At 42.3% G+C, this 24,721-nt stretch carries 21 protein-coding genes; 11 read left to right on the top strand and 10 right to left on the bottom strand.

Annotation, left to right across the window (positions count from 1 at the left end):
• Positions 1-62: 62 nt before the first annotated feature.
• Positions 63-608: a rhomboid family intramembrane serine protease gene (locus ACPUEY_RS08010; protein WP_425121738.1), complete on the top strand. Its 546-nt coding sequence runs from the start codon at positions 63-65 to the stop codon at positions 606-608.
• Between the two features lie 100 nt (positions 609-708).
• On the opposite strand, the gene ACPUEY_RS08005 is transcribed toward ACPUEY_RS08010, so the two are convergent.
• The gene (locus tag ACPUEY_RS08005) at positions 709-3,189 is read right to left on the bottom strand and encodes an ABC transporter permease (RefSeq protein WP_425121734.1); all 2,481 of its coding nucleotides are present in this window, start codon (positions 3,187-3,189) and stop codon (positions 709-711) included.
• A gap of 1 nt (position 3,190) precedes the next feature.
• Entirely contained in the window at positions 3,191-3,919 is a 729-nt protein-coding gene (locus tag ACPUEY_RS08000; RefSeq protein ID WP_425121733.1) for an ABC transporter ATP-binding protein, read from the bottom strand.
• A gap of 56 nt (positions 3,920-3,975) precedes the next feature.
• Here ACPUEY_RS08000 and ACPUEY_RS07995 point away from each other — a divergent pair, with 56 nt between their 5' ends.
• The gene (locus ACPUEY_RS07995) at positions 3,976-4,560 is read left to right on the top strand and encodes an arylesterase (protein ID WP_425121737.1); all 585 of its coding nucleotides are present in this window, start codon (positions 3,976-3,978) and stop codon (positions 4,558-4,560) included.
• Between the two features lie 36 nt (positions 4,561-4,596).
• Here the strand turns inward: ACPUEY_RS07995 and ACPUEY_RS07990 are convergent, their stop codons facing one another.
• The gene (locus ACPUEY_RS07990; protein WP_092818738.1) at positions 4,597-5,211 is read right to left on the bottom strand and encodes a carbonic anhydrase; all 615 of its coding nucleotides are present in this window, start codon (positions 5,209-5,211) and stop codon (positions 4,597-4,599) included.
• Between the two features lie 383 nt (positions 5,212-5,594).
• On the opposite strand from ACPUEY_RS07990, the gene ACPUEY_RS07985 reads away from it, so the two are divergent.
• Entirely contained in the window at positions 5,595-6,548 is a 954-nt protein-coding gene (locus ACPUEY_RS07985) for an alpha/beta fold hydrolase (RefSeq protein ID WP_425121732.1), read from the top strand.
• 15 nt (positions 6,549-6,563) lie between these two features.
• Positions 6,564-7,574, top strand: a complete 1,011-nt coding sequence (locus ACPUEY_RS07980) for a hypothetical protein (RefSeq protein WP_425121731.1) — start codon at positions 6,564-6,566, stop codon at positions 7,572-7,574.
• A gap of 91 nt (positions 7,575-7,665) precedes the next feature.
• Here ACPUEY_RS07980 and nfuA read toward each other — a convergent pair whose 3' ends face one another.
• Positions 7,666-8,304, bottom strand: a complete 639-nt coding sequence (nfuA, locus tag ACPUEY_RS07975) for a Fe-S biogenesis protein NfuA (protein WP_092818742.1) — start codon at positions 8,302-8,304, stop codon at positions 7,666-7,668.
• Positions 8,305-8,462: 158 nt separating this feature from the next.
• Here nfuA and ACPUEY_RS07970 point away from each other — a divergent pair, with 158 nt between their 5' ends.
• Positions 8,463-9,080, top strand: a complete 618-nt coding sequence (locus ACPUEY_RS07970; protein WP_425121730.1) for a rhomboid family intramembrane serine protease — start codon at positions 8,463-8,465, stop codon at positions 9,078-9,080.
• A 236-nt stretch (positions 9,081-9,316) separates the two neighbouring features.
• Positions 9,317-10,867 carry a hypothetical protein gene (locus ACPUEY_RS07965; protein WP_261183448.1) on the top strand — a complete coding sequence of 517 codons (1,551 nt, stop codon included), beginning with the start codon at positions 9,317-9,319 and terminating at the stop codon, positions 10,865-10,867.
• Between the two features lie 322 nt (positions 10,868-11,189).
• Here the strand turns inward: ACPUEY_RS07965 and ACPUEY_RS07960 are convergent, their stop codons facing one another.
• Positions 11,190-12,809: an inorganic phosphate transporter gene (locus tag ACPUEY_RS07960; protein ID WP_425121729.1), complete on the bottom strand. Its 1,620-nt coding sequence runs from the start codon at positions 12,807-12,809 to the stop codon at positions 11,190-11,192.
• Positions 12,810-13,277: 468 nt separating this feature from the next.
• Between ACPUEY_RS07960 and metH the strand changes: the two genes are divergently transcribed.
• From metH to ACPUEY_RS07945, 3 genes are all read left to right on the top strand, one after another.
• Positions 13,278-16,967, top strand: coding sequence for a methionine synthase (gene metH / locus ACPUEY_RS07955; RefSeq protein WP_425121728.1), 3,690 nt, complete (start codon positions 13,278-13,280; stop codon positions 16,965-16,967).
• A 246-nt stretch (positions 16,968-17,213) separates the two neighbouring features.
• Positions 17,214-18,203 (top strand): retron St85 family effector protein, encoded by a 990-nt coding sequence (locus ACPUEY_RS07950; RefSeq protein WP_425121727.1) that lies wholly within the window; start codon positions 17,214-17,216, stop codon positions 18,201-18,203.
• Entirely contained in the window at positions 18,200-19,147 is a 948-nt protein-coding gene (locus ACPUEY_RS07945) for a retron St85 family RNA-directed DNA polymerase (protein ID WP_425121726.1), read from the top strand. Before ACPUEY_RS07950 ends, ACPUEY_RS07945 begins: the two co-directional genes overlap by 4 nt.
• 269 nt (positions 19,148-19,416) lie before the next feature.
• Here the strand turns inward: ACPUEY_RS07945 and ACPUEY_RS07940 are convergent, their stop codons facing one another.
• The gene (locus ACPUEY_RS07940; protein ID WP_425121725.1) at positions 19,417-20,454 is read right to left on the bottom strand and encodes a GGDEF domain-containing protein; all 1,038 of its coding nucleotides are present in this window, start codon (positions 20,452-20,454) and stop codon (positions 19,417-19,419) included.
• 256 nt (positions 20,455-20,710) lie between these two features.
• Positions 20,711-21,190 (bottom strand): peptide deformylase, encoded by a 480-nt coding sequence (gene def, locus ACPUEY_RS07935; protein ID WP_425121724.1) that lies wholly within the window; start codon positions 21,188-21,190, stop codon positions 20,711-20,713.
• A 220-nt stretch (positions 21,191-21,410) separates the two neighbouring features.
• Between def and ACPUEY_RS07930 the strand changes: the two genes are divergently transcribed.
• Positions 21,411-21,614: an amino acid transport protein gene (locus tag ACPUEY_RS07930; protein ID WP_092818751.1), complete on the top strand. Its 204-nt coding sequence runs from the start codon at positions 21,411-21,413 to the stop codon at positions 21,612-21,614.
• A gap of 542 nt (positions 21,615-22,156) precedes the next feature.
• Here ACPUEY_RS07930 and ACPUEY_RS07925 read toward each other — a convergent pair.
• The 3 genes from ACPUEY_RS07925 to pnuC all read right to left on the bottom strand — a co-directional run bounded on the left by ACPUEY_RS07925 (position 22,157) and on the right by pnuC (position 23,669).
• Positions 22,157-22,654: a DUF2505 family protein gene (locus ACPUEY_RS07925; RefSeq protein WP_425121723.1), complete on the bottom strand. Its 498-nt coding sequence runs from the start codon at positions 22,652-22,654 to the stop codon at positions 22,157-22,159.
• A gap of 137 nt (positions 22,655-22,791) precedes the next feature.
• Positions 22,792-23,067 (bottom strand): hypothetical protein, encoded by a 276-nt coding sequence (locus ACPUEY_RS07920; protein WP_425121722.1) that lies wholly within the window; start codon positions 23,065-23,067, stop codon positions 22,792-22,794.
• Between the two features lie 17 nt (positions 23,068-23,084).
• Positions 23,085-23,669, bottom strand: coding sequence for a nicotinamide riboside transporter PnuC (gene pnuC, locus ACPUEY_RS07915; protein WP_425121721.1), 585 nt, complete (start codon positions 23,667-23,669; stop codon positions 23,085-23,087).
• Between the two features lie 219 nt (positions 23,670-23,888).
• Here pnuC and ACPUEY_RS07910 point away from each other — a divergent pair, with 219 nt between their 5' ends.
• On the top strand, positions 23,889-24,674 hold the full coding sequence (locus ACPUEY_RS07910; protein WP_261182813.1) for a crotonase/enoyl-CoA hydratase family protein: 786 nt from the start codon (positions 23,889-23,891) through the stop codon (positions 24,672-24,674).
• The last annotated feature ends 47 nt before the right edge of the window (positions 24,675-24,721 follow it).

Below are 24,721 nucleotides of genomic sequence, written 5' to 3'. Positions count from 1 at the left end.
TATATTGTTACTTAGACAGGTAGGACATTTGATTTGTAGCGTTATTTTCATACCTCTATTTTATCAAAAGCCATATTGTTTTTTTCAGCATACTTTTTGAAACACCACCGATTCATTTAATGCTGAACATGTGGGCGCTGTATATTTTTGGTAGTGTGGCCGAACAGCTTTTAGGCCGGTTTTATTATCTGGGACTTTATATTCTTGCCGGTCTGATGGGCAGTTTACTGAGCGGTTTCATCGATATTCAGAATAGCTTTGAACTCTTGCAAAGCAATGACCCGACACTGCTTCCTACCGTCAGTGCCGGTGCATCCGGTGCCGTGATGGGTATAGGCAGTGCATTGACGGTTTTAGCGCTACTGCCCGGGTTACCGAAACAGCGCTTTATTCTAGATAAAAAAAGCCTGCTTATGATTATGGGGATTAACCTGCTGATTGGCTTTACCATTGCCGGAATTAACAATGCCGCACATATTGGCGGCATGTTGATGGGTGCGGTGCTAACAATAATCTGGTATGTGGGACAACGAATACATAAACCCAAGTTGGTTTTTGTTGCAGGCATGACGGTAGGCATCATCAGCTGTTATCTGCTGTATGCCTAGTGCATGCAGCAAGTGCAGATTCTGGAACCGGTCTGGCGGCAAATATTGGCCGCCATGCGGGCACAACTGCATTTTTAGATTTTCCAGTTTAGAGAGAAATCTATTGATTCATCTCTCGCAAACTTTGCAGTGGCGGAATATCACAGAGATAACTTAAACGATAACGACCAATCAGCGCACACAGTAGCGTCATGAGTATGGGTAAAATCAGCCAGATTTGCCAGTGGGCCTGAATCAGCAGATTCATTTTGTAACTGGCAATGGCACTGATCACTTCGGCAAACAGGCAAGATACTATTCCTGCCATGAATCCCATAAAGCCAATTTCCAGGGTCATCATCTGTTTGAGCTTTTGCTTGGAACTGCCGAATGAACGCAGCAAAGCCACTTCACGTTTGCGTTCATCCATCAACAGGTTTAAACAGGCAATTAACACCAGAATCCCCGATACACTGACCAACAGCGCCAGAATGGTAATAATTTGCACCAGCACATTCACCAGGCGTTTGACCTCATCCAGAATCAGGCTGACATCAATAAAAACGGTGTTGGAAAATTGCTGAATTACCGAGACCATCTGGTTTTTATCCTGTTCCGGCACGTAAAAACTGCCTAAATAGCTGCCGGCATTTTCATCCATGGTGTTGGGTGCAAAAATAAAGAAAAAATTCGGACTGAAACTTTCCCATTCCACACTGCGCAAGTTCACCACCTTGGCCTGAATCTGGCCTTCAGGCAGGCTAAAGGTGAGCCGATCGCCGATTTTAATGCCCAGCTCTGCTGCGGTTTTGGCTTCAACCGACACTTCACCCGGATGCTTCAAGGCTGCCGTGCCCTGCAGGATAATATTGTCCACCGGATATTCTGTGGTCTGGGTTAAATTCAGTTCACGGCGTAAAGAATTGTTGCTTTTGACCAGATCTGCCGCAAAAGGCTGATCGTTCTTTGCGACTAGGCGACCACGAATATTGGGATATAAGGGCGTGCTTGGCCAGCCGTGTTGTTTCATCTGAGCTTTGAAGGCAGGCATATCAAACGGCGGCAGACCATACACAAACTGGTTGGGAGTGCCTTCCGGCAATTGCTGTTGCCAACGCTCCAGCAAATCGGTCCGCAACACGGTCAACACTGTCATCAGACTCAGGCCCAGTGCCAGAGCGGTAATTTGAAAAGCGGTTTGATACGGCACCCGCACATAGGCTGAAATTGCCCCTTTCAGGTTTTTGATGAACTTTAAACAGCCCCAGATCATTAAATAGAGGATGGTACACAGCAGCACAATCGCCCCCATCACCCAGGCGGTCAGCACAAGATTTTCAGTCAGCACAATACTGAACAGTGCCAAGCTGGCTGTGCCCATCACCAACATCCAGAGCATTGACTGTACCGATTTTTCCTGCTGGCGAATGACCCGAATCGGTGGGGTATTGAGTAATTGCCACAGACTGGGAACAATGAATCCCAATAGCACCACAGCACTGGTCAGCATGGCAACCGGTAATGGTCCCAGCAGCATTTCCCCGGCAGAAAACTCCATCTGCAAATTTGGAATCAGTTGCAGCATCAGTTGCAGCAAACCATAGCCCAGTGCGATTCCAGCCAGACTGCCAATCGCTATGGCAATCATTAAGACCACAGCCAACAAGCTGAGATAGGCATTGAGAATCTGCCCTCGTGTCGCACCAATGCAAAGCATCAATGCAATATTGTCCTGATTTTGTTGTACATAACGCTGGCTGGTCAGGGCAATTGCAATCCCGCACAGCAAAATGGTCAAGATATTGCTCAGTTGCAGGAAAGTATCCAGATTGGCAATCGGCTTCATTAAACGGGTATTGCCTTCGCTGGCATTTCTTAACCTGAGGCTATTTTGATTATCAGCAGTTTGTACCTCATCGGCTGTTTTAGATGGATTACCTTGCTGAGACTTCTTGAAATTTTGCTCAAACTGTCTGGTCTGCTGAGGGTCTCCTGCCATCAACAACCGGTACTCGGCACGGCTGCCCACCTGAATGGCATTGGTTTTGGCTACGTCGCTACGGGAAATCATCACCGTTGGCGAAAAGCCGGAAAAGCCCAGTTCCTGATTGGAATCATGCTCAATTTTTGCCGTAATCTTAAACTGTGCATCGGCAATATTGACTGTATCTCCCACTTTAACCTGCAATAAATCCATGGCACGCGGACTCATCCAGACCTCGCCGGGCTGGATGGTTTGTGCCTGTGGCAGGACCCGAAGCTCCCCGCGCAAGGGAAATGCCTGATCGATGGCTTTCACATTCACCATAACAAACTGGTCCTGGGTATGTGCCATTGAACTGAATGCGGTGACTTGGGATTGTTGCAGTTTTAATTGCCTGGCCTGATTCTGCCACTTTTGTTCCAGCGGCTGATTGTCGGTCAGCACCAGGTCTGCTGCCAGCATTTCTGCGGCCTGGAGCGCCACGGCATTTTGAATCTGTTCATTGCTAAATTTCAGCGCAGTTGTGGCACTAATCGCCAGGGTCAAGGCAATGATCAGCAGATAAACACCGCTGCTTTTAAAGCTTTGCGTCAGCAGTGGCCGAAATAATCGATTCATTTCAGTCCTCTCCCGAGCCATGTTCGATCAAATGGCCATCACGCAACTCAAAATGCCGCTGGCATTGCTGGGCCAATGTTGAATCATGGGTCACCAGCACCAGCGTGGTGCCAAACTCACGATTCAGCTGAAACAGCAGCTGTTCAATTTCCTTGGCCGTTTGTGCATCCAGATTACCGGTCGGTTCATCGGCAAAAATAATTTGCGGGTCGCTAATTAAGGCACGGGCAATCGCCACCCGTTGCTGCTCGCCCCCCGACAAGACTTTCGGCGTTTGCTGGGCCTGGCGTTCTAGGCCGACTTTTTTCAGCAAGGCCAAAGCCTTTTTTTCCGCTGCAGCAAAGTTAAAATTCTGCTGTAAGCGTAGCGGCAACATCACATTTTCCACCGCCGTTAAGTGCGGTAACAGCTGAAAGGACTGAAATACAAAACCGATATTTTTTAAGCGCACCAGTGCTCGCTGTTCTTCATTCAATTGGGTAATCGATTGTCCACAGACCTGCAATTTTCCTGAACTGGCCTGATCCAGCGTCGCCAGAATACCCAGCAGGGTCGATTTACCGGAACCGGATCGTCCGGTAATTGCTACCTGTTCACCACGGTGAATATCAAAGCTTAGATTTTCAAAAATGCTGAGTTCTTTTTGGGCAAATTTGATCTTTTGGCTAAGCTGCTGTGCAGAGATAATCACTTGTGGCATGATGGAATGGTCGCTATTAACGTGGGTCATAAAATCCCTATATGCAAAATCGCAATCTGAAAACTCTTGTATTGCCTTACTTGGCCATGCTCAGTCTGGGGCTTACTCCAGTCATGGCATCTGCTAAAACCATTATGATTGTGGGTGACAGTATTAGTGCGGGTTATGGCATACAGGCACAGCAAGGCTGGGTAGCATTATTACAGAAACGTCTAGACCAACAGTATCCGAAACAGCATAAAGTGGTCAATGCCAGTGTCAGTGGTGAAACCACCAGTGGCGCCGTGGCACGCCTGCCCAAATTGCTGCAAACCTATAAGCCGCATATTGTGGTGATTGAACTGGGCGGGAATGATGGTTTACGCGGTCAGCCACCGCTCTTGATTCAAAAAAACCTGGCGACTTTAGTGCAGCACAGTCAAAAGGCAAAAGCCAAAGTCATTATATTTGGAATGAAAATTCCGCCCAATTACGGCACTGCTTATAGCAAGGCTTTTGAAAAAAATTACAAGATTGTCAGTCAGCAGCATAATGTGAAATTGCTGCCATTCTTTTTAGAAGGTGTGGCTGGCAAGAAAAACCTGATGCAAGCCGATCTGGTTCATCCCAATGCCTCTGCCCAAAGCATCTTGCTGAACAATGCTTATCCCTATATAAAAGGCGCTTTATAAAGCGCCTTTTATAAATCCTGACTTTTGACTTTTAACTTAAAAATCAAAGAAAGTGACTTCACCCGTTTCAAGCGAGTACTCTGCGCCCACTACTTTTAACTTGCCTTGGGCAATCAAATTTTCCAATACCGCAGAACCGTGACGCAACTGGTTTACGGATGCAAAAACGTTGGAACGTACGGCATGTTTGGACAGTTTATCCAAGTCATCTTTGAGTTCGGTTTGCATTAAAATTTCAACTGAAGGACGTACCCGGTTAACAATCGACATCAAGTTGGCTGATGGCGGAGCTGCTGGATTGGTCAATGCCTCAATGGTGGAATGAATGGCGCCACAATGGGTATGCCCCAAAACAATCACTACAGGACAGCCAAAACTGTCCGCCGCAAATTCAACACTACCGACTTGTGATGGCGCAACAATATTGCCGGCTACACGAATCACAAATAAGTCACCTAGCCCCTGGTCAAAAACCATTTCAGCCGGTACACGTGAGTCTGAACAGCCTAATACAATTGCAAACGGTTCCTGGCTTTCTGCCATTTCTGCACGTTGCTGGTGAGACAAAAGTTTAGAATGCGTCGTTTCACCATTTACAAAACGCTGGTTCCCTTTTTTTAAACGATCTAAAGCTTCTTCTGCTGTTAGCATGCTGGTCTTCCAATGTTTTAAGTTGGAACATTTTAATGCCATGAAAACCGAAAGTCACTTGCAAAAAATCATAGCTGTTCAGTTTCTGACTGCGTTACAAAATATTTTTATTGGGTCCAAAAAAAGACACAGTTCACATTTTAAAACTTTCCAGTTACCGGGTTCAAAAAACAATTCAGTGACATTTCTTTAATAATATTTACAATAAACTACAGACATTTAAAAAAATTAGATGCTGTCTGAAATTAGATAATTTTTATTCTTGACCTATAAATATTATCGGCATGAGTCTTCAAGGATGATCATCAATGACACAGCCCGGTTCAAATTTTTCTCGATTTGTACGCAACCTCTGTCTTGTTACAGCCTGCTGTTTTACAAGCATGGCTATGGCTCAAAGCACCAAACCGAATACAGAAAAAATAAATTTGCACAACTATCTGGTTCAGGAACGCAATGAAGCCGGGTTAAAAGCCAGAACCATTCAAGTCGGTGAGATTAGCTGGACTTACAATGAAGGAGGATCACGGCAAAAACCGACCATTCTGCTGATTCATGGTTTAGCCGGGAATCGGGACAACTGGAATCGGGTGGCTCATTTTTTAACGCCTTACTATCATGTCATCATTCCCGACTTACCCAATAATGGTGAAACCAGAACGTCTGAAAACTTTGATGCTTCTGTACCCAATGTGACAGAAAGCCTGCGCCGTTTTGTTGAAGCCATTGATGTAGAAGATAAACTGAATGTGGCCGGCCATTCCCTGGGCGGATCGATTGCCACCGTCTATGCATCACAATATCCATTTGATACGCAAAGCCTGTTTCTGCTCAATAGCGCAGGTATTTATACCCAGGCCAAGACCCGCTATTCCAAAGACCCGGTGACCCTGAAACAGCTGATTGTGTCTAAACCTGGCGATCTGGAACAGGTGATGCATCGGGTCATGCAAAATCCGCCCAGCTTATCCAACGCCTTGAAATCTGCACAAGAGAATTACCTGATCACGCAAGCAGCCAAGAATGGCAAACTGATTGATCAGCTGGTGGCGCTGAACCGTATTTATACCCCAGAATCCTTTGCCCGTCTTACCCGAACGGTAGAAGCCCCTACCCTGATTCTTTGGGGCAAGCAGGACAAAATTATTAATGTTGAAGTGGCAAATGAATTAAAATCGTTATTGAAACGCGCTGAGGCTCCTGTCATCCTTAATAATGTGGGACACATGCCGATTTTGGAAGCAGAGCAGGAAGTGGCAGCCTACTATTTACCTTTTCTTGCCAAAACCCAAAAAATGAAAAACCCGCTAGCGGATAAACTTATTCCATTAAATTAATTTTTTCGAGAAAGTATGCAAAAACATCCGATGATTGAGCAGTTGATTGAAGCTCATCTTGACTTTTTAGACCAAGAGTTTTCACATACTGCAACGATTCAAACTGAATTCCTGAATTTTTATCAGTGGTTTAGAAAACAGCCGCTGCAACAGATCTGGTCCTTTGAGCAAATCAATGCACTGTTGCAAAAGCAGGTTTTAGCCACCCCAGCGAGCAGCTTTTTAATTGAGCAGATTACGGAGCATCTGCGTTTTGCCCTGGTTCATCCGCTCAACGAGAGCACTAAAATAGCCGATGTCATTCCAGTTTTAACCATCGACAAAATTGCCCAATATGTCGCGAGCAAAAGTGCTCACCGCCAGCGCTTGATTAAAACGGTGGTCAATAATCCTGCCTTTTCCGCCATGATTAGCCAACTTATTCAGCATTCCATTCAGGACTATGTCGATAATTCAGTCATGGCGAAACGGGTGCCTGGCGTGTCCCGTTTTATGAAAATGGGCAAATCGGTTTTGGAAACCGTGACCGATTCAAATCTGGATGAAACCGTTGCACATTATTTGCAGAAGAATATTTTAAAACTGAGCCAAATGAGTGAGCATGTTTTAAATCAGCATTTTGATGACGAAAAGCTCTATCATTTTCAGGCCAACCTCTGGCATAAAATCAAGGATATGCCTTTAACGGTACTGAAAAATTATATTGAAGTTCAGGATCTCGGTAACACGGTGAATTTAGGCCATGAAATCTGGGATCATATCCGTCAGACGGATTACTTGCAACAGCAAGTCCATGATGGTGTTTATGGCTGGTACATCCGCAATCAGGAACGCCCTTTTGATCTGTTGCTACGTGACCTGAATATTGATGAAGCCTTGATTCAACATGAATTGCAGCAATTATTGGCACCTATTGTGCAAAAACTGGTCTCATCTGCATATCTGCGTGAACGTGCCATAGCCTATTTAGAGAAATTCTATTATGCTGAAACGGCACAGAAAATTTTAAACCTTGATGCCTCATAAGACCGATATATAAAAAGCCACATCATGCGTCTTTCTTGCCTCTTATAAAAAAACCTCCGTAATGGAGGTTTTTTTTATAAATCATTTGCGCTTATTTAAAATAAGCACCTTCGGTGTTACTGTGGTCAGTTTGGTCAACTACACGCATCAATTCAGGTACATGCTGTTTCAAGGTAGTTTCTACGCCCTGTTTCAAGGTCAGGTCGATAGACGAACAGCCTTGGCAACCGCCACCAAATTTCAGTACCGCAGTTAAACCGTGTTCTTCATCTTCCACCACTTCAACCAGTGCACAGTTACCACCATGGCCTGCAAGTCCCGGGTTAATTTCAGACTGAAGCACATAGGTAATGCGCTCTTCTACCGAGGCATCCGGACCTACACGCGGCACTTTAGAATTGGGTGCACGGAATGTCAGTTGACCGCCAAAACGATCTTTATTGTAGTCAATCACGGCATCCAGCAAATACGGAATAGATGGAGTATCAATAAATGCCGGAAAATCCGGGTAATCCTGTTTATAGTCAGTTGGAACAACTTCGTCAGGTGCACTATATGCCATACAACATTCAGCACGTGGCGTACCAGGATTTTCCACAAAAACACGCACCCCAATACCTGGCGTATTTTGCTTTTCTAACAAATCCTTTAAATACTCTTGAGCAGTCGGAGTAATCAATAAGTTTGGAATCTCTTCTGCAACTGCAGTGCTGGTGTTCTCAGTCGACATAACAATTTTTCCTCAAGCTGAAGTGTCCATTTTAACTGAAGATGTGGGGTAATTTCATAAATTCAACTAAAATTGTCGGATTTATTGTGAAAGTTCCACTTAAGCTGCCATTTAATGGCATTATGAACAATAGATTTTGAAATGTAGAACTTGCTTTTATGTTGGATTTACCTTTTAACCATACTGTTACCCTGATTCTTATTACCGTTATTATCTCGCTGGTTGCCTTTTCCAACCAGAAAGTCATGAGCCGACTCATTTTCTGGCCGCCAGCAATGCAGCGTGGACAATATGATCGTTTTATTACCCATGGTTTTGTGCATGCAGACGGGACTCATCTGCTGTTCAACATGATTACCCTGTTCTTTTTTGGCAGCGTGATTGAAAGTTTTTATCGGCAATATATGTACGATTTGGGCTTTGTGCTGTTTTATTTGGGTGGCCTGATTTTTGCCATTTTGCCAAGCTATCTAAAGCATCGTAATGATCATCGTTGGGCCAGTTTAGGGGCTTCCGGTGCGGTATCTGCCGTGCTGTTTGCCTATATTCTGTTTGAACCGTGGAAATTGATCTTTGTGTTCTTTATTCCTGTGCCTGCGATTATTTTTGCCATACTGTATGTGGCTTATAGCGTCTGGTCAGGCAAACGCGGCAACTCCAACATCAATCATAGTGCGCATTTATGGGGAGCGGCGTATGGGGTAATAATGACGATTATTATTGAACCCCGCCTTATTGGCCACTTTTTGAATAAACTGATGCAAGTGCCTTTTTAAAGCTATTTTTCAAAATAGAATCACCCGATATTTAGGCATTAAAACACTTCACTGGTTTTTTTCAATAAAGAACATTCGAATATTTAAAAAATTAAGGAGCTTAATGCTCCTTTTTTGCTGCGTATATTCAATAAAGATTTACATAATTTTGTCATTAAATGCTACCCCACAAATCATTTTGGCATAGATAATGTAGACATCTGTATATAAATGCGCAAAAAAAAGAGATCTTTTGCATGTCCACTTCATTAAATGGTCTTCAATTCCCCATCAATCCCCACAGCAAAAAAGCCAGTACCACCCAAACAGGCAAAGAAATTATTGCTGAAGCCCTGTCTATTGTTGATAACAAGTCATCCATGGATGCACTTGCCGAAAAAAATTGGCGCAAGCACTACCCGATTTATTTCAAGGCCTTGGTAGAACACGGTATTCGCACCATCAACAATTCCATTACCATTGCCAAACAAGGCTTGCATAAAGCCCATCATAGCTTTGACTTTTATCGTGATGGTCAACGCTATTTATTGAAAGACATCATGAAAGATGTCGATACCGCCACCTTGTATACCATTCAGCTCAAAGGCGAAAGTGATATTGCACCAGAATGGTATGTTCCCTATAAAGGACAAAAGCTAAAAGGTCAGGCTTTACTGGATCAAATCCAGATCTGGCAAGATGCGGGCATTATCGAATGCAGCCATGCAGATGCCTTGCGAACGGCACAGGCCCATCCGGAATGGTTTGATCTTTCAGACCGTACCATGGTGCTATTTGGTGCAGGGTCTGAAGCCGGTCCGCTCACCTGGCTGGCACGCTGGAAAGCCAATATTATTGCCGTAGACTTACCCAATACCCGGGTGTGGGACAGAATCCTCAACACCATTCAGCAAGGCAACGCCACACTGTATGCCCCTTGCACGGAAAAACTGGCAGAAGATACCTCAAGCAAGGTACTGAAAGAAAAATTAGGCGCAGATTTACTCACCCAAACGCCTGAAATTGCCCACTGGTTAAGCCAAAGTGAACATCAGCTTGATTTGGCGGCTATTGCCTATCTCGATGGTGAAAAACATGTTCGTGTTGCCATGGCCATGGATAGCATCATGGAATATGTCAGTGAGCAAAAATCGGACACCAGTTTAATGTTCATGTGCACGCCAACCGATGTCTATGCCATTCCAAAGGAAGTGGTCGAAGCGTCTTATGACAAGTTCCAGTGCCGTTCCAAAGTCCGTCAGCTTCTGAGTAAAGGCATTTCAACCGTTACCGCCCAGCGTTTTTTCCAGCAGAATCTACACACGCTCATTCCTTCCGACAATGGTCAGGAATATGGGATTGCGGACTGTCTGGTGGTCGAGCAAGGTCCAAACTATGCTTTGGCCAAACGAATCCAGCAGTGGCGTGCAACACTGGCGCGTCATTATGGACAACGGGTCAGTATTAATATTGCGCCGTCTACCACAACCCATTCAGTGACCAAAAATCCGTTATTAAAAGCCGCCTTCAGTGGTGCCAGCCTGTTCGACGTGGAATCGTTTAGCCCTGAAACCACCAATGCCTTAATGGCTGCTTTGTGGATTTATGACCTGCGTCATCCGGAATCGGTTGCCAATCCGGAAACCCATCTGGATCATCCGCTGGAACTGATGATGAAAGGTGCCAACCATGGCGGATTATGGCGGGTGCCGTATTTGGCCCGCACCGCTTTGCCTTTTGCCGCACTGTATGGCTTTGCCAATGAAAAGTTGCCGATTAAGAAAGTGCTACGCAAGATAAAGAAATAAGGTAAATTTATTCTCTGTTGATGAATATTTTTATCATTTTCTTTTAAGATCCCCTCTCCTTGCAGAAGATGAACATCCTCAGAATATATTCTGAGACGCCAGGGAGAGGTCATTTTTTACTGTACTAAAAGGTACATATATTAATAAAATCCTCCACCTCTTACGGAATATATTCCTTATTCCAAATGGAGGAGGAATTTCTCCCTTTTAAAAAAGATGATTAGTTTTGCTAATCCAGGAAGAGTTTATTTTTAAAACCATGTATTTCTTAAAAACAAAAAAACGCTGCAATTGCAGCGTTTTTTTGTTTCCAACAGAAGTCTTAAACGAACTGTAAGAATAACCAGTACAAACCACCAGATAAACAGATGGTCGCCGGCAAAGTGAAGATCCATGCCGATAAGATCGTACGCACCATTTGTAAATTCAAGCCTGATTTATTGGCTACCATGGTACCTGCAACGGCACTGTTCAAAACGTGTGTTGTCGATACAGGCATACCCAAACCATCAGCAGCAGCAATCGTTGTCATTGCAACAAGTTCGGCTGACATACCTTGACCATAAGTCATATGGTTTTTACCAATACGCTCACCTACAGTGACCACAATACGCTTCCAACCCACCATGGTACCCAGACCTAATGCCAGGGCAACAGCCACTTTCACCCAGGTAGGAATATACTGAAGGAATGAATCCAGGTTTTTACGATATTCTTTAACCAACTTGCTTTGATCTTTTGACATCTCAGGAAGCTGCTCAGCTTTATCTAAACGCTTAAACGCAGTCGTGCTGAGATACATATCATTGCGGATCGCAGAAACTTCAGCCTCTGAAATATTGTGAATATCACCATATTTGGCAACACGGTCACCCAAATGATCGGTCAGGCTCGCTAAAGCTGGAACCACTTCAGGGGTCACTTCTTTAGTTTGAATATATTTGGTAATGACAGCACGTGCCTGAGCATCCGCAATATTTTCATGCTGCGGATAAATAGCTGTAGCCGTTTGCTGAGACAATTGCTCAAAAGACTGAATATGTGCATTGTCTAAATTCTTGTTTAAAGAATAAGCCAATGGTACACAACCAATCAAAATCAGCATAATCAAGCCCATGCCCTTTTGACCGTCATTTGAACCATGCGCGAAACTCACACCGGTACACGTGAAAATCAAAATTGCACGGATTAAAGGTGGCGGCGGCTTGTTACCTTCAGGCGGATGAAAAAGTTCCAACTGTTTACGGAAGATTTTTTTCACCAGTAAAAACAGGACAGCAGCAAAAGCAAAACCGATCAGTGGAGAAAACAGCAGTGCTTTACCCACTTTCATCACCTGCTCCATATCTACGCCGCTTGCACCAGCGCCTGAGTGCAGGATGTAGTTCATAATACCCACACCTAAAATCGAACCGATTAAGGTATGTGAGCTTGATGCCGGAATACCCAAAAACCAGGTACCCAAATTCCAGAGAATCGCAGCGATCAGCATGGCAAAAACCATGGCAAAGCCTGCGCCTGAACCGACATTCATAATCAGTTCTACAGGTAATAAAGCAATAATGCCGTAAGCAACAGCACCACTTGCCACCATCACCCCAAGGAAATTACAAAAACCTGCCCACATTACGGCAACAGGGGCAGATAAGGCATTGGTATAAATAACAGTTGCGACTGCATTGGCCGTGTCATGAAAACCATTAACAAATTCAAAGCCTAAAGCAATTAATAAAGCAGTCGCCAAAAGAATAACGGAATATAAACTTAATGCTGGCACATGCGCCAAATCGGTCGAAAGCTGAAAACCGATATACACCAAAGTTGAAATAATAACCGTGAGAAACACCGGCATAAAAAATTTCGGTGTAGCAACATGCACATTCGTCGATTTCGCTGGTGCTGATGGCACCTGATCTTGGACGGGAGGAATACTAGAATTCATGCAGACGGTTCAAAGGGATAATAAAATCCCACATATTGTTCAATTTAATTATGACAATTATATGACAAAGCGGTGTCATATAAAGCAATTTTTCATACTTTATTTGGCACCTTCCTCGCTAAAAACCCGAGAATAACAGTCAACTTAAACAATTAAAATCATATACTTATAGTAAAACCTCAGTCATTTCTCAGGCTACTTTAGCCCTTTCCCATAATGTTACAAAGCATGAAATATAAGACCGCCGGACATGCGAATACGGCAAGCTAAGTCAGCTTGAAGCATATTCATTACAACTTGATGAAGGATTTATTACAGAACAATCAACAGGCTAGTTTAAATTTAACTCGACTATTTATTCGGCAAGCCCATCATGGCGCTTAGTAAATAAACTGAATATCAGAAAAAATGAACTGATTTCTGCTAACATATATGCCGATTTTATATTCCATCGGATTGGGGTTATTTATGTCCACGCTTGCCACCCTAAAAGAGCTGCTCGCTCAACGGATTCTGATTATCGACGGTGCGATGGGCACCATGATTCAGCGTCACAAACTCGAAGAAGCTGACTACCGTGGTGAGCGTTTTGCTGACTGGGCATCTGACCTGAAAGGCAACAATGACCTTTTGGTACTGACACAGCCGCACATTATTCAGGGTATTCACGAAGCCTATCTGGATGCGGGTGCGGACATTATTGAAACCAACAGTTTCAACGGCACCCGTGTTTCCATGTCGGACTACCATATGGAAGATCTGGTTCCCGAGATTAACCGTGAAGCGGCACGTATTGCCAAAGAAGCTTGTGTAAAATACTCAACTCCAGACAAGCCACGTTTTGTAGCCGGTGTACTTGGCCCCACATCACGTACCTGCTCAATCTCGCCGAACGTCAATGACCCGGCTTTCCGTAACATCACCTTTGATGAACTCAAAGAAAACTATATTGAAGCTGCGCATGCGCTGATTGAAGGCGGTGCAGACATTCTGCTGATTGAAACCGTATTTGATACCTTAAACTGTAAAGCGGCTATTTTTGCGGTAAAAGAGGTCTTTAACCAGATTGGTTATGAACTGCCATTGATGATTTCAGGGACCATTACCGATGCTTCAGGCCGTACTTTGACCGGTCAAACCGCAGAAGCGTTCTGGAACTCGGTGCGTCACGGTGATTTATTATCAATTGGCTTTAACTGTGCTCTTGGTGCAGATGCCATGCGTCCACACGTAAAAACCGTGTCTGACGTTGCCGATGTATTCGTGTCTGCCCATCCTAATGCCGGCTTGCCAAATGCCTTTGGCGGTTATGATGAGACTCCGGAAGAAACGGCTGCCTTCCTGAAAGAATTTGCAGAAAGCGGTTTAATCAACATTACTGGCGGTTGCTGTGGTACCACACCGGATCATATCCGTGCCATTGCCAATGCCGTTAAAGACATCAAACCACGTCAATTGCCTGAAACCAAACCGGCATGCCGCTTAAGCGGTTTAGAACCATTTAATATTACAGCCGATTCGCTGTTCGTGAACGTGGGTGAACGGACCAACGTCACCGGTTCGAAAAAATTCCTGCGTTTGATTCGTGAAGAAAACTTTGCTGAAGCACTAGAAGTCGCACAGCAACAGGTTGAAGCCGGTGCGCAAATCATCGACATCAACATGGATGAAGGCATGCTCGATTCAGAAGGCGCAATGGTGCACTTCCTGAATCTGGTCGCCTCAGAACCGGAAATTTCCCGCGTGCCGATCATGATTGACTCATCTAAATGGGAAATCATTGAAGCGGGTTTGAAATGCGTACAAGGCAAACCGGTTGTCAACTCGATATCCCTGAAAGAAGGCTATGACGAGTTCGTCCATAAAGCACGTCTATGCCGTCAGTATGGCGCTGCCGTGATTGTGATGGCCTTTGACGAAAATGGTCAGGCAGATACCGCTGAGCGTAAGAAAGAAATCTGTAAGCGTTCATACGATGTTTTGGTGAATGAAGTCGGCTTCCCGGCTGAAGATATCATTTTTGACCCGAACGTGTTTGCAGTCGCAACAGGTATTGAAGAACATAACAACTACGCGGTGGACTTCATTGAGGCGACAGGCTGGATCAAGCAGAACCTGCCGCATGCCATGATTTCAGGCGGTGTGTCCAACGTATCGTTCTCATTCCGCGGCAACGAACCTGTACGTGAAGCCATTCACTCGGTATTCCTTTACCATGCCATCAAGCAAGGCATGACTATGGGTATCGTCAACGCAGGTCAAATGGCGATTTATGATGACATCCCAGCAGAACTGAAAGCTGCGGTTGAAGATGTGATCCTGAACCAGAACCAGGGTGAAAGCGGTCAGGAAGCGACTGAAAAGCTGCTTGAAGTGGCTGAACAATATCGCGGTCAGGCAGGCGCTCAAAAAGCCGTTGAAAACCTTGAATGGCGTAACGAGTCAGTTGAAAAACGCCTTGAATATGCATTAGTGAAAGGCATCACCACATATATTGATGAAGATACTGAAGAAGCACGCTTAAAAGCCAAACGTCCGCTGGACGTGATTGAAGGTCCTTTAATGGACGGCATGAACGTGGTCGGTGACCTGTTCGGTTCAGGCAAAATGTTCCTGCCGCAAGTGGTGAAATCTGCACGTGTGATGAAACAGGCCGTGGCCTGGCTGAACCCGTATATCGAAGCAGAAAAATCGGGCGGTGAGTCTAAAGGTAAAGTGTTGATGGCGACCGTAAAAGGCGACGTACACGATATCGGCAAGAACATTGTTGGCGTGGTATTGGGCTGTAACGGCTATGACATTATCGACCTGGGTGTGATGGTGCCTGCGGAAAAAATTCTACAAACGGCAATTGACGAGAAAGTTGATATCATCGGTTTGTCAGGTCTGATTACCCCATCTTTGGATGAAATGGTATTTGTTGCCAAGGAAATGCAGCGTAAAGGCTTTAAGGTGCCGCTGATGATTGGCGGTGCAACCACGTCTAAAGCGCATACTGCGGTAAAAATTGATCCGCAATATTCAAATGATGCTGTCATCTACGTGGCCGATGCATCTCGTGCGGTCGGTGTAGCAACCACCCTGCTGTCTAAAGAGATGAAACCTGCCTTTGTGGCAGAAACCCGTGCTGAATATGAAAAAGTGCGTGAACGTATTGCCAACAAACAGCCGAAAGCTGCCAAACTGTCTTATGCAGAATCGGTTGAAAATGGCTTGAAAATTGACTTTGCAGCCAACAAGCCTGTGAAGCCAAACTTCATTGGTACGCAAACGCTGACCAATTATCCCTTGGAAACTTTGGTTGAGTATTTTGACTGGACACCATTCTTTATTTCATGGAGTCTGGCAGGCAAATTCCCAGCCATTCTGAAAGATGAAATCGTGGGTGAAGCAGCGACTGATTTGTATAACCAGGCGCAGGCAATGCTGAAAGACATCATCGAAAATAAACGTTTCGATGCACGCGCGGTATTTGGCATTTACCCTGCCAACCGTTCAGGTGCCGATACAGTTCAAGTATTTGATGAAACTGGCACGACAGTTACGCATACTTTTGAGCATATCCGTCAGCAGTCGGATAAAGTAACAGGCAAGCCAAACTTGTCATTGGCTGATTTTGTAGCCCCTAAAAGCGTGACTGAAGATTACTTAGGCGGTTTCACCGTTTCGATCTTTGGTGCAGAAGAACTGGCAAATGAGTACAAAGCCAAAGGTGATGACTACTCAGCAATTCTGGTTCAGTCGTTGGGTGACCGTTTTGCCGAAGCCTTTGCAGAGCACTTGCATGAACGTATCCGTAAAGAGTTCTGGGGCAACCAGGCATCTGAACAGTTGTCGAATGAAGAGTTGATTAAAGAGAAGTATGTCGGTATTCGTCCTGCACCGGGCTATCCGGCTTGTCCTGAGCACTCTGAAAAAGCACCATTGTTTGACTGGTTAGGTTCGACTGACAAGATTGGTACGCAATTGACTTCAAGCTTTGCAATGTGGCCGCCTTCATCAGTGAGCGGTTTCTACTATGCTAACCCTGAATCGCAGTATTTTAATGTAGGTAAAATTGCAGGCGACCAGCTGGAAGATTATGCGAAGCGAAAAGGCTGGACACTGGATGAGGCGAAACGCTGGTTAGCGCCTAATTTGGATGATTCTATTGTTTAAGTAATCGGTTCATGTAATACTAAGTTTAGATTCTCTTTAGCCTTTTTTATAAAACTGACTATCTTCAATGATGTGTTTTATAAAAGTTTAGCGATTCGCTAAACTAATGTTATTGTGAGAAATTTAGGCTTGCGTTAGATTAATTTCCGCGCACCTAAAGGAGCTTAGAAATTAATCTAACGCTATCCTGTGTAAAGAGATCCGAAAGGTGAGTTTTAACTCACCTTTCTTTATTAGAAAAAATTTATGTCTTTTGAATACTTTATACTTGAACACATTGATAATTGGGGTGCTGACAGATTTAAAATCAGTATCGATAAACCTATTATTTTTGTTTGTGGTGGGCAACTCGAATATATAGATCAATATAAAACTGAATCTGATGCATTTCCTAAAAAATTTCAAAGCTTACGTAAGTTTTTCTGCGATAATATTGTTTACGTAAATCACCCTAAAAAAGATCTTATTAGTTATAATCTTCATTTAGCTGAAGATTTTTATAATTACATTCAGGTCGGTAAATACACAAATTTATTAGACTTTGAACATGATATCGCACAGATTTCATCTCAAGTTTTAATTTTTCTTGAAAGTGAGGGTGCCTTAGTCGAACTCGGAATGTTTATTAGTAATGAACATCTTAAAAATAAGCTTATAGTTGTAGTGCCACAAGAGCATCGTCAAAGTGAATCTTTTATTAATTATGGCCCTTTAGAATACTTAAGATCTATAAATACCGAGTCTATTTTAACTTTTGATTGGTGTAATAAAAAGAAAAATTATACACAAGATATAGTCCAATCTATCACAGAGGACTTAATTTCTATGTTGCCAAAAAATAAATCCGTTACATTTAATAGTAATAATACTTCTCATCAGATTTTTCTTATATATGAACTTATTAAAATTTTTTATCCAATTACAATCATAGAGTTAATTGAAGCCCAAAAGATCTTATTAGATTTTGATAATTTTTCTAAAAATATATGTGAAAATTACATATATCTATTAAAAAGCTTAGATTACATTGACTCTTATGATTATTCTTCAAAAACTTATTTTTATCCAAAAGACCCAAATTTAATTAAAGTATTTTTAAAACGAAAAAATACTAACTCACCACCCTTTGATTATATGAAATTAAGTCTAAGTAAGATTTCTCAACTTAATAATGATCGAAAACGAAAACAAGTTTTTGAAAAAATCAAACTCAAATTAGAAGGTGAAAGTAAGTGATTGAGTTAAATTTACTAAAATCGTTAAATACTGACTTCCCCTTAGGTGAAGATAATATCTTATCTTTCGCTCGTACAGCACCCCATAGATATAAAACATATGAAATTCTGAAAAAAGATGGGATCAATAAGAGAAAAATTGCTCAACCATCTAAAGAAGTTAAATTATTACAACGTTCTGCAATTAAAGCGCTTGAGCATATTCTACCTATTCATGATGCAGCTTTTGCTTATGTAAAAAATCGGAGTATTAAGCATAATGCAGTTGTTCATCAGAACTCAAATTTTATTCTAAAAACTGATTTATCGAATTTTTTTAATTCAATAACACCTCAAATTCTTTTAGAAAAAATTACTCAAGCAAATATAAAGCTTTCAGAAAAAAATAGAGAATTAATTACTCATTTATTTTTTTGGAAAGAACAACGAAATGGTACTTTAAAATTAAGCGTTGGTGCTCCATCTTCACCTTTTTTATCAAATTTTATTATGTTTAACTTCGATGAAAAAATTTTAGAAATATGTAAACAATACAACTGCTCATATAGTCGCTATGCTGATGATATTACAATATCTTCGTTTGAAAATTTTTTTGAATTAAACTTTCCCTTAATAATTACAAAGTTATTAAAAGATGAATTTAATGAGAATATCAAATTAAATATTAAAAAAACAAAATATATTAGTAAGGCTTATCATCGTCATGTAACAGGTATTACTCTTACAAACGATCAAAATATTTCTATTGGGCAAAAACAAAAACGCCTACTTTCTGCAAAAGTACATCACTTCAAAAATAACAAAATGGATAATTTAAATGACATCCTAAAGTTAAAAGGACAGCTTTCCTTTGCATTCTATATTAATCCTAATTTAAGAACAAAATTTGAAACTAAATATGGACAGGGTACAATTATTCAAATTCTTAAGTACAAAAATAGTTAAGCAATATGAAGAATTTGTCCCCAAATTTAAGTTGGTAGCTCTTGTAGCTCAAAAATCCCTCCCCTCTTTCTTGCACTTCGTTTTAAAGCAGTGCTTTAAGTTGCAGAGTAAGAAAGGGAGATTTAGCGGGATTCATTTCAAGAATATATACGTTAAAAATCATCCCTTTGACGATTTCAAATGACTATCCATTCATCTCTAATTGGAAAATATCTGTACCTAAAGAGAATTAAAACATGTTTCATAAACTTATATCGCACAAGTACAACTTAAACAGCAGGCTTTAAGTTGAGCTCCAGATAATGCCGTACCTGATTACGTCCCTTCTGTTTAGCCAGATATAAAGCCCGGTCAGCCATACGAATGGTCTGTTCTTTTTTGGTATTTTCTTCAGAAAGTGCGACCCCAAAACTGGCACTGGTTTTTAGAATCTCCCCGGTTTCCAGTTCAAATTCTTCCTGTTCAATAATTTTTCGGCAGCGTTCTGCAATCTCGATGGCTTGCTGCAAATTTTGATCCTTTAAAATCAAGATAAATTCTTCCCCACCAAAACGCCCCACCACATCCTGTATCCTTGTTGTGGTACATAAAATGGTTGCCACACGCTGCAAAACCACATCTCCAGTTTCATGACCATAATCATCATTAATTTTTTTAAAATAGTCCAAATCCAGCAACACCACGGCATAAGTCACTTTTTTCTTATTTTCCAAAGTACTCAGCTGTTCACCAATATAACGACGATTAAAGACATTGGTCAGCGCATCGGTCTGGCTCATTTTTTTAATTTTCATTTCACGCCGGCGCCACTGCGACAGCAAAATTTCAAAAAACAAAATCGAAGTGAGCAAGATGGGAAGATAGACCTCAGCCATACTTTTGATCCAGAACGGATTAAGGTAAAACTCGCTATGCGTCAGGTTATCACTGAACACAGGCGCATAACGGATAAATCCATTAAAAGTTAAATAGCTGATAATCACGGTAAAAATAGAAGCAAACATGGCAATGCCATAGATTATTTTACGTGAATAAAATACCAGGCCAATCAGCACAATATTGACGAAACCGGCAATGGTTGCAGGGCTATACATTCCCACGGTATAGCCTGCATAAATCATCACCGTCCCAAAAAAAATCGGTGAAAAATAAGCAATAAATTGACGGAATTTTGCATTGTGTTTATATCTGTGGCTGAGCACAATCATGCCGATAAAAATGATTAAGGTGACAACGACCGTAGTAAATCGGACGAAAAAAAAGTCGTGATTAATCCAGACCCGATTGTCTTCTGAATAGTAACTCAACAGATACCATTTAATCGCGCTGACCTGGCAAAATGCTCCAAAAAAGCAGAGCAATATGCCCTTGTCAAAATTGGACCAGTTAATAATTAAATTATCGGATTCAAATAGATGAAATTTGAATCTGCCCCAATAATGAAAAATCAGCCTGGATATTTTTCTAAAAAATTTCATGTTTTTTATGAATATCTTTATAATTTATAAGTTTTTTTATTACTTTAATATTATATCCATAGTATAAAAATTAAACAATGCGTTCTTATATCCTCTCGACAAACAGTATCCCATCAAGGTGGTCCACTTCATGCTGTACAATTCGGGCAGGAAAACCGCTCAAGCTCATTTCTACCGCTACACCCTCCAAAGTAAAATAACGCAGCTGAATGGTTTGGGCGCGAGCGACTTGTCCCCGTTCATCCGGCACACTTAAACAGCCCTCTTCCCCCAAAACCGTCAGTTCAGATTTTTCTAGAATTTCAGGATTGACCATCACCAGTGCATCCATTTCAGGTGCATCGGGATAACGCGGGTTTGGACAGGAGGCCACGATAATCACCCGCTTTGACACATAAACCTGAGGTGCCGCAATTCCCACCCCGTTACGTTCCAGCATGGTGGCATGCATGGCGGCTGCTAGTTCCTTTAACCATGGGCTATTCAGCTCAGCTTGTGCAACTTCTGACGCTGTTACGGTCAAAATGCGTTCACCACGCTGTGCTACAGGTAAAATGCTGCTCATCTATTCATTCCTCACTGGGCAATCACACTCGGCTTAATTTCTTTTTTATTAAAGCATGTGTATAAATTTTAACGCTAAGCAAGCATCTTCTATATTTAGTTTTTTAGACTTGCATTGCACATTTTAGAATATGCTGCATGAGGCTCGTTCACTATATCTTTTAAGGCCATTTTAATTTGACTTGCATATCATTCACTAAATTTCTTGACCAATAAAAAATATGACAACTGCCCAACTTCTGCTCGGTGTGCTTTTTAGTTCTATAGGCTTAGGCTATTTTTTATATGGAAAAAAGCAAAAAGCCCTTGTGCCTTGGATTTGTGGCTTGGTTCTGATGATTTTCCCTTATTTTATAGAAAGTACCGGCCTATTGACCACTATCGGTATCTTGCTCTCTATTGCACCTTACTTTATCCGGCTTTAATTGAGGGACAGATCAGGTTTATGTATAAAATGAAAATGCCTTGGGTTTTGAACGTCCCGATGCATTTAATTTATAAAGCCAGCTATTCTCATGCAAAGGCCTGATTCATATGATTACAAGTTGACAGGCAAACTGTATAAGAACAGGCAATATAATTTTATAGCGTTATTTGGCTATAGATGAAGTACAAAAAAGCCTTTCGTTTGAAGTAATGCCAGTCAGTTAAGAAATTGACTGGCATTTTCTTTTTTAAATTCATGCCTGTATTTGATATGGGGGAAAGTCATCCGCAACTGTTTGAGGCAGGACTACATTAAAAAATGATTGTTTCTGCGATAAATTTGCTGGTTGATAGTAGCTGACGAGTTTTGCGGATGACAAATGCCTTTGGTTACTTTGGGCGAAACCAAAGTAACAAACGAGCTGCAAGCATTTGATTTAAAAAGGTAAGACTCCGCCATGAATTACCAAAAAATTAAAGAGTTTATTTCAAAACTCCTTAACTGATCAGCATTACTTCGTTTGAAGGGGCTTTTTATGGATTAAGCTGCTAAATTTTTCTTTAATTCATCTTCAACAATCTGGATTTCCAGCTGACTGAATTTACGAATTTCAGTTTCAGCATGTTTTTCCAGCATACCTGAAATTAAAGGAATTTTTATCTTGACCTGCCAATTCAGACTGATGTGAATTTGCTGTTCATCCCCCGTGACCAAACGTTCACAGTTTGCTTCTAAAGGCACATTTGCCCCTAATTTTATGCTTGAAGTTAAAGCGGCCAAATCTGTGATATCGGTACGCTTGACTCGAAATGCATCTTTAAAGAATTTTTTTGCTATATCCGGAATATTGATATCCAGATTATAAGCACGGCGTAAAGTGTAAATATCTCCACTCATTTTAGATTCAATAATTTCCAGTTTTTCACCCGGTATACGTCTGCATACTGCTTCATGCAAGGCCGTATTTGCCACAAGTTGCTTGAACTGATCAAGTGAAACGCCCTGAATTGTAGAATTCACAGTAAAATGATGTGCCATCTTTTATAATCCCTTATTTTTCTAGTGGTTATTTTGAATAATTTTAAACCATTCGATCATCACTGATCTAGCCTATTTTGTATAGCTGTTTATTTAATTTAATTTTCAATAGGCTGTCATTGACCATCTATACCACACTATTCCGCATAGATGCCAGAGTGAACCGTCGTTTTCTCGCCACAGGAAATACGGAGAAAATGCCCCCGATATTCAATGATGACATCAAACTGTTCGGCCCCATCATCCAGCCCTGTCGCGGTCCAGCTTGTACCTTGCGGAAAATCCTGCAACCAAGCCGCCTTATAAAAGTCAGAAACAGAATCAAAATTGATATATTTTTCCGGTTCGGCTTGAATTCGGCCCGCCAGTTCATCAAACCTGTGCAGCTGGTATTCAGCAAAGTCGATCAGCATCCCTCTCTCCTTGGTGCTTAAACCCCTTTGAACTGAGTCAAGGCCTGTTTCTTTTTCACCTGTTCCCACTGCCACCAGCCAAATGCAGCGAGTCCCACAAAAGCAGCATACAAACCGGCAGTTAAGAACAGGTCTTTATAAATGAACATGCCGACATAAACAATATCGACAAAAATCCACAGCACCCAGGTTGCAATATGTTTACGACTGGTCCAATAGGTGGCCAACAGACTGAATGCAGCCAATTGTGAATCCAGCATGGGCACAGCAGCATCGGTAAAATGCTTCAGCGTTAAACCGAAAATTAAACCGCCAGTTGCGGCCAGCAGCATCTGGAAAATCACTGTTTTTGTGGCGATCGGCTCAATCCGAATTTCATGATCTTGCTGCTTGCCTTGCAGCCAGTGATAGAAACCGTAGAAGTTCACCACGATGAAAAAGAACTGCAATACGGTTTCGCCATAGAGCTTAAATTGATAAAAAAGATAGGCATACAAAACAAAAGCAGCAAAGTTAAACCACCAGCACCACATATTGCGTTTGATGGTGAGGGTCACCCCAATCAGGCTAATAATAACCGCAACAATTTCTAAAGGTGACATGGCAATCATCAACCAGCTAAAAGGTGTTGCTATTATGAAAAAAATGGCCTTGAACGCAAGATAAATTATCCCTATTTTTCTACAGGCTTGCCCATCCCCACGGTACTTTTAGCTTTGTATTGTGCAATTGCAACAGAATTTAAAATTAGGCTGCACAGGTTTGACTGTTGTCTAACAAACACTTAAAACTTAGAAAACAGTCTATCTGGAAAAATAAGCATGTCACAACAACAAGGAAAAGTCAGCCGGGAAATCCGCGGGGCTCTGTTCCTGATTGGCCTGGACCGGGCTGCCAAAAGAAATGCCTTTGATAGCCATATGATTCATGACCTGTCACTGGCCTTGACTGAATATGAAGATAACCCGGAGTTGCGTTGTGCGGTCATTTTTGCCCACGGTGACCATTTTACTGCCGGGCTGGATTTGGTTGAATTACAACCCAAACTGCAAACAGGCATATTTGATTTTGATCATGCGCAAATTAACCCCTGGGGCACCAGTTCAAGAGCACGAAAAAAACCGGTGATTGTTGCCGTACAAGGGATTTGTTATACCGCAGGCATAGAGCTGATGCTGAATGCCGATATGACTATTGCGCAGGACAATTGCCAGTTCGCGCAAATGGAAGTGCAGCGTGGCATTTTACCCTTTGGCGGTGCAACTGTTCGTTTTGTACAGGCCGCAGGCTGGTCCAAAGCCATGCGCTATTTACTGACCGGCGATAGTTTTGATGCAGTAACAGCACTGGATTTAAACTTGATTACTGAAATTACCCCTGAACCGCCACTGCAACGTGCCATTGAACTGGCGGAACATATTGCCCGGGCTGCTCCGCTGGCAGTTCAGGCAACCCTGGCTTCTGCCAAAGAAGCTGCTGAACAGGGAGCAGAAACTGCATTTGCCCATTTACCTCAGCATCTGGCTGCATTGCTTAAAACCCAGGATGTACAAGAAGGTGTCATGGCGATGCTGCAACGTCGCGCGCCTGAATTTAAAGGTCGATAATTCAAGTCGATAATTCAACCGCCAACAGTCTAAATGCAATAACAACA

This window comes from Acinetobacter sp. G11 (assembly GCF_049808495.1).
In the GTDB taxonomy this organism is placed as follows: domain Bacteria; phylum Pseudomonadota; class Gammaproteobacteria; order Pseudomonadales; family Moraxellaceae; genus Acinetobacter; species Acinetobacter kookii.
Note: the sequence above shows the minus strand (reverse complement) of the source record. Positions and strands in the feature narration are given on the sequence as shown.

Excerpts from the sequence above, each read along its gene's own strand:
- ACPUEY_RS07970 (WP_425121730.1), top strand. The coding sequence starts at position 8,463 with ATGTTGGATTTACCTTTTAACCATACTGTTACCCTGATTCTTATTACC.
- ACPUEY_RS08000 (WP_425121733.1), bottom strand. The coding sequence starts at position 3,919 with ATGACCCACGTTAATAGCGACCATTCCATCATGCCACAAGTGATTATC.
- ACPUEY_RS07925 (WP_425121723.1), bottom strand. The coding sequence starts at position 22,654 with ATGGCACATCATTTTACTGTGAATTCTACAATTCAGGGCGTTTCACTT.
- def (WP_425121724.1), bottom strand. The coding sequence starts at position 21,190 with ATGAGCAGCATTTTACCTGTAGCACAGCGTGGTGAACGCATTTTGACC.
- ACPUEY_RS08005 (WP_425121734.1), bottom strand. The coding sequence starts at position 3,189 with ATGAATCGATTATTTCGGCCACTGCTGACGCAAAGCTTTAAAAGCAGC.
- ACPUEY_RS07980 (WP_425121731.1), top strand. The coding sequence starts at position 6,564 with ATGCAAAAACATCCGATGATTGAGCAGTTGATTGAAGCTCATCTTGAC.
- ACPUEY_RS07985 (WP_425121732.1), top strand. The coding sequence starts at position 5,595 with ATGGCTATGGCTCAAAGCACCAAACCGAATACAGAAAAAATAAATTTG.
- ACPUEY_RS07910 (WP_261182813.1), top strand. The coding sequence starts at position 23,889 with ATGTCACAACAACAAGGAAAAGTCAGCCGGGAAATCCGCGGGGCTCTG.
- ACPUEY_RS07960 (WP_425121729.1), bottom strand. The coding sequence starts at position 12,809 with ATGAATTCTAGTATTCCTCCCGTCCAAGATCAGGTGCCATCAGCACCA.
- nfuA (WP_092818742.1), bottom strand. The coding sequence starts at position 8,304 with ATGTCGACTGAGAACACCAGCACTGCAGTTGCAGAAGAGATTCCAAAC.
- ACPUEY_RS07965 (WP_261183448.1), top strand. The coding sequence starts at position 9,317 with ATGTCCACTTCATTAAATGGTCTTCAATTCCCCATCAATCCCCACAGC.
- ACPUEY_RS07995 (WP_425121737.1), top strand. The coding sequence starts at position 3,976 with ATGCTCAGTCTGGGGCTTACTCCAGTCATGGCATCTGCTAAAACCATT.
- ACPUEY_RS07930 (WP_092818751.1), top strand. The coding sequence starts at position 21,411 with ATGACAACTGCCCAACTTCTGCTCGGTGTGCTTTTTAGTTCTATAGGC.
- metH (WP_425121728.1), top strand. The coding sequence starts at position 13,278 with ATGTCCACGCTTGCCACCCTAAAAGAGCTGCTCGCTCAACGGATTCTG.
- ACPUEY_RS07950 (WP_425121727.1), top strand. The coding sequence starts at position 17,214 with ATGTCTTTTGAATACTTTATACTTGAACACATTGATAATTGGGGTGCT.
- ACPUEY_RS07920 (WP_425121722.1), bottom strand. The coding sequence starts at position 23,067 with ATGCTGATCGACTTTGCTGAATACCAGCTGCACAGGTTTGATGAACTG.
- ACPUEY_RS07990 (WP_092818738.1), bottom strand. The coding sequence starts at position 5,211 with ATGCTAACAGCAGAAGAAGCTTTAGATCGTTTAAAAAAAGGGAACCAG.
- pnuC (WP_425121721.1), bottom strand. The coding sequence starts at position 23,669 with ATGTCACCTTTAGAAATTGTTGCGGTTATTATTAGCCTGATTGGGGTG.